Consider the following 7,571-nt stretch of genomic DNA (forward strand, 5'->3'; position numbering starts at 1 on the left):
TACACTATGGTAGGAGCCATCTAGGAGTGTGGCTTTGAATCCGGTTACAGGATAGCCGGCCAAAACCCCTTCAGACATGGCTTCACGGATACCTTTTTCCACTGCCGGGAAATACTGTTTAGGGACAGCCCCGCCAAAAACTTGCTCCGCAAACTCAAAGTCACCTTCGGCAATCGGTTCGAGATTAAGCCATACATGCCCATATTGACCGTGTCCGCCACTTTGTTTTTTATGCTTTCCTTCAACTTTTACGGGGGATTTGATAGTCTCCCGATAGGGAACCCGGGGAACCTTCATTTCTACACCCACACCAAATTTCCGTTGCAGCTTCTCCATCAGGATCTCTACATGGGTCTCACCCATACCGTAGAGAATTAACTCTTTAGTCTCAAGATTTTTCTCAACACGCATAGTGGGATCTTCTTCGGCCAACCGGGCCAGAGCATTACCCAGTTTATCTTCATCCCCCTTGCTCTTAGGAGCGATGGCTACAGGCAAACTAGGAATAGGAAAGTCAATCCCTTCCAACTGAACGGGATTATCTTTGCTACAAAGGGTATCCCCTGTGGCCGCCTCTTGAAGTTTAGCCACGACAGCAATATCTCCGGCCGGTACAACTTGAACCGGATCCTGATTTTTTCCCCTTAAAATAAAAGGAGTGCCAATTTTTTCTTCCTTTTCTTTTTGAGCATTATAGACTACACTGTCCGCTTGAATTTTTCCACCATAAACCCGAATAAAACTCATCTTGCCCACATAGGGATCGGCTAAAGTTTTAAAGACTAAGGCACTGCGGTCCTCCCGAACCTGAGGAGCAGGAGCATATTGTACGAAATAATTGAGCAAGTTGGCAATGCCAACATTTTTGACAGCTGAACCGGCCAGAACCGGAACTACTAAATCTTGTTCAAAAGCACTTTTTAAGGCTAAACGAAAATCGTCATCACTTAAAGGCTCGCCATCAAGATATTTTGTCAATATATCATCATCAGCTTCGGCTATCGCCTCTGCTAATATCTCTCGATAGTTTTCTACATCAGAAAGCATTTCTGATGGAATATCCTTCACGGCATATTTGCCACCGGCATTGTTTTCATAAACATAGGCTTTTTGCTCGATTATGTCCACAACACCTTGGAATTGATCTTCATGACCAATCGGAATATTCAAGGGCGCAAAGCGTTGGTTAGGGAAAGCTTCCTGCAGCTGATGCAGGGTCTTCGCAAAATTGGCATTTTCCCGTTCAAGTTTATTAATAAAAATAACGCGGGGCAGCTTCTGTTCTTCCATCAAGTCCAAGATAAGCTCAGCTTGTACCTCAAGACCTGATACACCGCACAGAATAACGACCCCGCTCTCCGCCACTCTCAGGGCAGACTTAACCTCTCCAAAAAAATCAGAATATCCCGGAGTATCAAGGATATTGATTTTATAGCCTTGCCATTCTACGGGAACAAGGCTCGTACTAATTGAAACCTTGTGTTTAATTTCTTCCGGCAAAGAATCCGACATTGTATTTCCTTCCGGCACTTTCCCCATCCGGGTAATCGCACCGGAATTGAAGAGACAAGCTTCCGTCAAAGACGTTTTCCCTGCCCCTCCGTGCCCTACTAGGCAAATGTTGCGTAGATTCATAGTGTCATAGGTCTTCAAGACAAATCAACCTCCCTTAATGTGTATTAGAAAAAGATATACCTTTGACTAATCATGGAGTTTCTACAGTCTGAAGATGACTCGCCATTGATGTCTCGTACACCCCAAAAACAACAGGTTTACGGTCACGAATCACTATTCTGCCCCTAGCCCAGACCTGCTCAATCTTAAGATCATCGGTAAGTGCTACTAAATCCCCATCGTAGCCCACTCGAATCAAGCCTTTTCCCTTAAGTTGAAGAATACGGGCCGGGTTGGAAGTAATAGTTCTCAAGGCAATTTCTAAGGGTATGTTATACCGGAGAATGGCCTCGCGAACATCGCGCCAGAGAACATGAACCGAGCCAATTCCCATCCCGACAAGGACCCCGGCCTCGTTGTATTGAGGCAGGCTGCCATTGCCATCCGAAGTAACGGTCACCCGGTCATTTAATAATCCTTGATCATAAAGAGATTTTAAGACAAATGGAACCTGCAAATGCTTTGCATAATCATCGCAACCTGCTGTTAAATCAATCGTGCCACCTGCTTTAAGAAACTCTACTCCTTGCTCTAAGAGTGCTTCCTTACGATTAATATGAGTTGGCATGAATTGGGTAATGGGAATTTCAGTCTCCTCCAAAATTTGTCTAATGGGGGATAATCCTCTTTTCCCTTCACCTAGATGGATATGAATGATTCCTGCTTTATGTCCCAGCATCCCTCCTACACGAGCCTCAGCAGCAAGGTGCTCCAGCTCTGAAATCTGGGGTTGGGCCGATCGATGATCAGAAATTGCAATCTCACCCGCCCCAATGACTTTATCGATTAAGACTAGGTCTTTACGAAGGTTATCAAAGACCATCCGGTCCGCTTGATAGCCGCCGCTGTAGACATAGCACGTTAATCCTTCCTCTTCGAGAGCCTTAGCTTTCACTAAAAGTTCTTCCATAGAGCGCGAAATAGAATCCGTTCCCAAACATCCTACTACCGTAGTTATCCCCGCCCCGGTAAGCTGGGAAAACTGAACCTCCGGTGTTCTTGAACTCGGGCCCGCTTCTCCTCCGCCTCCGCAGATATGAACATGAGCATCGATAAACCCCGGTACGAGATAATTGCCGAGTAAGTCATAAACCTGACCCTCCGCATAGGGAGGCAAAGTAAGGTCATTACCAATAGCGGCAATCCGGTCCTCTACTATCAAAACATCCTGTTCAACTAATGGTTCCGGTGCGCATATCCTCGCATTCCTAATTAGGCTCCACACGGGCAACCCCTCCTATTGAGAAGTAGATTTCCCAATTTTTCCAAGCCTATTCCCTCAAGTGCCTAAAGAATGAAAATAATAGTTAAATATTTCTCCGTATATAGTAAAAATCCTTTTATAATTTTACGCAAATAAAAAATCCTTAGATATTTCCGATACTCCTTTAGCCCAATCGGAATAACTGTCATTTATTTCCTCGTTATGGCATAAAGTTCAATCAGGATATTGGGGACAGGGGAGTTGGGGATAAATATGGCCAAACGAACTTTCGTGTATGGTGCTGTTATTCTACTGGCTGCAAACTTTTTGAACCGAGTTTTGGGCTTCATCTATCAATATCTAATCATGACTCATATCGGTGGAGAAGCCTTCGGGTTATTCAATATGGTATTTCCTTTGTATATGCTGGCCCTGGTCTTCACTACTGCCGGTATACCCCTGGCTGTCTCCAAAATGATCTCCGAAGCAGTATCTCTGAATAACTACGGCCGTGCCCGCGCCATCTTCCGAACCGCGCTTCTTTTCTTGACTTGTTCCGGTGCAGTGATTGCCCTGATTCTATACTTTACTTCTCCCTTTTTAGCCAAATACCTACTTCCTGACCCCCGTGTTTTTAGACTCTTCCTGATCTGTACTCCCGCAATCTTTGTGGTATCAGTTTCATCTGCCTTCCGTGGTTATTTTCAGGGAATGCAGAATATGCTTCCTACGGCAATCAGTCAGATTTGTGAACAAATAATCAGGGTAACCGTGGGATTTTTTACGGCCTACACCTTATTACCACGAGGAATCGAATGGGCAGCTTCCGGATTAGCTCTGGGAATGCTTGTTGGCGAAATCGTTGGGCTGGCCGTTATAATTCTTCAATACAAATTGCAAAGAAACAAAAGATCTTCTGCCCCTGCCGAATCCTTACAACCCTTACAAACAATGAAAGAACTTTTCCATCTGGCTTCTCCGGTCACAATCGGTCGCCCCTTTTCCACAGGATTGTCTTCTTTAGATGCTATGCTCATTCCTCAGCGTTTACAAGCAGCGGGATATACAGCCCGTGAAGCCACTACCCTTTTTGGCCAATTAGGAGGAGCCACCTTTACCCTCCTTAATTTTCCCAGTGTCTTTACCTTTGCCTTAGCAACTTCTCTGGTGCCGGCAATTTCGGAAGCTGCCGCCAGAAAACAGTTTCAAGTGGTTAAGCTGCGCAGTGCCCAGGCTATTCGCCTGACCATCTTCATCGGTGTGCCCAGTTTGATTATCATCTTTTTCTTCGCCGAACCTTTTAGCGCCTTCTTTAAAAGCGAAAATACCAGCAGCGTCTTGCGCATGCTGGCTTTAGGGGGAATATTTTCTTACCTTCAGCAAACCTCTACAGGTATCCTTCAAGGATTGGGCAAGGTACAACTACCGGTGATCAATACCATTATCGCCGCCATAATCAGAGTTCCTGTTCTTTTTATCCTGACGGGGATGCCTCAATGGGGATTAAAAGGAACCGCCCTGGCTTATGTGATTGGTTTTTTTATTTCTGCTACCCTTAATTTAGCTGCAATAATTCGTCATACCGGGATGCCAATTGATCTCCGTGAATTTATTCTCCAACCTCTGATCGGGGGGATCGGTATGATTCTAATTTTTAAGATTGTTCATCCCTTTTTCGCGATCCATCCGCTGGCCTTTCTTCCGGAAATCGCCCTCGGTGGTGTGGCGTACTTAGTGATTCTATTTTTAAATGGGGGAGTTAATCGAGAAGATATCAATAGAATTCCTTGGATCGGCAGATTTCTACCACGTTAAACAAGCTACGGATTGGCTTAATGCCCCTTTTTAATCAAACCAGCGTTTAATTTTCTCACCATACTGCCAATAGGTAAAAAGGGTGGTAATTCCCAGGAAAATAATCAGGATAATCTTATAGATAAAAAACACTTTAATCACTGTTAAAAAAGCCAATAGTAAGGCAAACGCTGCCGGTAAGACTAAGATTTTTGTCCAGCTTTTGTCCCTTTGTTTAAGTTTTTTCGGGGAGGAAAAAACAAATAGGAACAAAAAGAAATAAAACAAAAAGGTCCCAATAATCAACTTAGTTTCCTCCCTTAACAGTTAAATAAAAATTCTCCAGAATTTATTCGCTATATTTAGTGTCAACTCTGCTAAAAATAGAATTGTCCCGAATAAACAGATGAAAAGGAGATGGATATTATGGGTCGTAGAAACAACCGCTCCGCCGGCTTATTGCCCAAGTCTGTTTTGGACGAATTCAAAATGGAAGTTGCCTCCGAATTAGGCTTAACCGACAAAATCCAAAGTCAGGGTTGGGCTAACATGACTTCCCGGGAATGCGGCCATGTCGGTGGACGGATTGGCGGGAGCATGGTAAAAGCAATGATTCGAAGAGCCGAAGAGGGCTTACGTAACGGAAATCTCTAATCCACGGAAAAAGGAGTACAGCCGGTCTGTACTCCTATTTATTTGCCATGCCTAAGAAAAATTGTTCACGCATCTCCGGAATTTTGGCATAATCAGTTAAATCACTATGCATAGGGGTAAGGGAAACATATCCTTCATGAATGGCATAGAGGTCCGTATCCTCATCTTGTTCGGGAGATATGGTGCCTGCTTGCCAATAATATTCTCTTCCATGGGGTGCTCGACGCAGTTCAAAAACATTTTCATATACCGCTTTACCTAATTTAGTAATCCGTATTCCCTTCCACTCCTCCGCCGGCAAAGGCGGTATATTAATATTAATTAAGCCCTGATTAATCGTAGCTTCTTTTAAAAATTTGGCTATAAACCTGGCTGCCGGTTCATAATCCGTCATGGAAAATGACGCTAAGGAAACAGCAAAAGCCGGAATCCCTAAGAGTACCCCTTCCATCGCTGCGGACACAGTTCCTGAGTAAAAAATATCCGTCCCTAAGTTCGGACCGTTGTTGATCCCGGAAATAACCAGGTCAGGTTTTGCGATAATCTTTCCCTGAACAGCAATTTTTACACAATCAGCAGGTTTTCCGCTTATAGCATAACCAATCCCCTGACCCAAAGGATGCTTGGTGAGAAACAAAGGTTCAAAGAGAGTTATTGAGTGCCCCGTAGCAGATCGTTGACTTTCCGGGGCCACAATCGATAATTGATACCCTTCCCCAGCCAATACATTATATAAAGTTTGAATTCCTGGTGCAAAATAGCCGTCGTCATTAGTTAATAAAATATGCATTGAAACACTCCAATTACTCTACTTCGTAAACGGAAATCGTCATAATCTCCTCTTTTTTGGTTAAGCCAAACATCAAGTTATGCTGTTTAAGATTCTTATTAAGAAAATCAACTACTTTATACATTTCCGAATTAACCTTAACCTTCTGAGTACCTATGAGTTCTATCTTTCCCGTTTTTTGCTCCATGTTATTCTCGTCCTTCATAATCTATAAGAGTTATTTCTATTCAAAGTAGATGCTTATTTAATCAAAGCAAAACCTTCCGATCGGGTTATCTCATTGGTTTTAAATATTCCCCGCACAGCGGAAGTCAGGGTCTTAGATCCTGCTTTTTTAACCCCTCGCATGGTCATACACATATGTTCTGCTTCAATTACAACCAGAACTCCCCTGGCATCGAGCATATTCATAATGGAATCCGCAATCTGTCCGGTTAAACGCTCTTGAAGCTGGGGACGTTTCGCAAACCCTTCCACTACTCGGGCAATCTTCGAAAGACCTGTTACTTTTCCTTTGCGAGGAATATAAGCGACATGAGCTTTACCATAGAAAGGTACAAGATGGTGTTCACACATCGAATACACCGGAATGTCTTTGACAATGATCATTTCTTCATGATCTTCTGTAAACTGAACTTTTAAATGTCGGCTGGGGTCCTCATGGAGACCCGCAAAAACTTCTTGATACATCCGGGCAACACGCTTTGGCGTATCTAATAATCCTTCCCGTTTTGGATCCTCGCCAATTGCTTCCAAAATCATTGTTACAGCTTCCTCAATTTTCTCTAGGTCAAAAGCCAAATTCCCCACTACTCCTCCCACAAGGACATTTCTGAATTATCTTTATTCTTCCTATTACTTTTCTACAATTATACCAGATGTTCTACATTCTTCCTAACAGATAATAGCAAAAAAACAGAAAAAAGAAAATAAGGCAGAGACGCCTTAAATTCTTAAAATCTTCTGTTTTTAATTTAATACGGTAAAATCAGGCCAATTTTAATGACTTATTAAAGCAATCGATTGCCAACTCATAATCCGCAAGGTGGTCATAAATATTCCCCAGCAAAGCCCAACCTTCGGAATGCTCCGGGTCTATCTTCAATAATTTAGTGACCGTCTCTATTCCCGCATCCCAATTACCTTTTTGGGCATGGCAAACCGCCAAATTATAGAGTATTACCGGGTTAGATTTCGCTAAACTCAACGCTTCCTGATAATACTCCGTTGCTTTTCTGGTTCTTCCTAAATGAACCAGGGTATAAGCCATGTTATTTAATAAAACAGGATCATTTTGACATAGGCTAAAGGCCCGTTCCTGGAGCTTAAGTGCTTCAAGGGATTGTCCGAGATTCTGATATACAGCCGCCAAATTGCATAGGGAGTCATAATGACTGGGATCATATTTTATGACCTGACGATATAAGCGAATGCCTTTTTTATATTCATTATTTT

Annotated in this window: 9 protein-coding genes; 2 read left to right on the plus strand and 7 right to left on the minus strand. The window is 43.1% G+C overall.

What is annotated here, in order from left to right; genetic code table 11:
• Nucleotides 1–1,653 (minus strand): elongation factor G (locus AC1U9U_RS14335; RefSeq protein WP_479961233.1); only part of this gene is annotated, 1,653 nt, incomplete at its 3' end.
• Between the two features lie 52 nt (nt 1,654–1,705).
• Complete coding sequence (iadA, locus tag AC1U9U_RS14340) at nt 1,706–2,899, minus strand: beta-aspartyl-peptidase (RefSeq protein ID WP_479961234.1); 1,194 nt, start codon at nt 2,897–2,899, stop codon at nt 1,706–1,708.
• Nucleotides 2,900–3,151: 252 nt separating this feature from the next.
• On the opposite strand from iadA, the gene spoVB reads away from it, so the two are divergent.
• On the plus strand, nt 3,152–4,693 hold the full coding sequence (gene spoVB / locus AC1U9U_RS14345; RefSeq protein WP_479961235.1) for a stage V sporulation protein B: 1,542 nt from the start codon (nt 3,152–3,154) through the stop codon (nt 4,691–4,693).
• A 30-nt stretch (nt 4,694–4,723) separates the two neighbouring features.
• On the opposite strand, the gene AC1U9U_RS14350 is transcribed toward spoVB, so the two are convergent.
• Entirely contained in the window at nt 4,724–4,978 is a 255-nt protein-coding gene (locus AC1U9U_RS14350; protein WP_479961236.1) for a hypothetical protein, read from the minus strand.
• 120 nt (nt 4,979–5,098) lie between these two features.
• On the opposite strand from AC1U9U_RS14350, the gene AC1U9U_RS14355 reads away from it, so the two are divergent.
• Nucleotides 5,099–5,326 carry an alpha/beta-type small acid-soluble spore protein gene (locus AC1U9U_RS14355; RefSeq protein WP_479961237.1) on the plus strand — a complete coding sequence of 76 codons (228 nt, stop codon included), beginning with the start codon at nt 5,099–5,101 and terminating at the stop codon, nt 5,324–5,326.
• Nucleotides 5,327–5,360: 34 nt separating this feature from the next.
• Here AC1U9U_RS14355 and surE read toward each other — a convergent pair whose 3' ends face one another.
• From surE to AC1U9U_RS14375, 4 genes are all read right to left on the minus strand, one after another.
• Nucleotides 5,361–6,116: a 5'/3'-nucleotidase SurE gene (gene surE / locus AC1U9U_RS14360; protein ID WP_479961238.1), complete on the minus strand. Its 756-nt coding sequence runs from the start codon at nt 6,114–6,116 to the stop codon at nt 5,361–5,363.
• Nucleotides 6,117–6,129: 13 nt separating this feature from the next.
• Nucleotides 6,130–6,303, minus strand: a complete 174-nt coding sequence (locus tag AC1U9U_RS14365) for a YpmA family protein (RefSeq protein WP_479961239.1) — start codon at nt 6,301–6,303, stop codon at nt 6,130–6,132.
• A 53-nt stretch (nt 6,304–6,356) separates the two neighbouring features.
• Nucleotides 6,357–6,926, minus strand: a complete 570-nt coding sequence (folE, locus tag AC1U9U_RS14370) for a GTP cyclohydrolase I FolE (RefSeq protein WP_479961241.1) — start codon at nt 6,924–6,926, stop codon at nt 6,357–6,359.
• 178 nt (nt 6,927–7,104) lie between these two features.
• On the minus strand, nt 7,105–7,571 hold a 467-nt coding region (locus AC1U9U_RS14375; RefSeq protein ID WP_479961240.1), incomplete at its 5' end, for a tetratricopeptide repeat protein.

This window comes from Desulfitobacterium sp. (assembly GCF_982384815.1).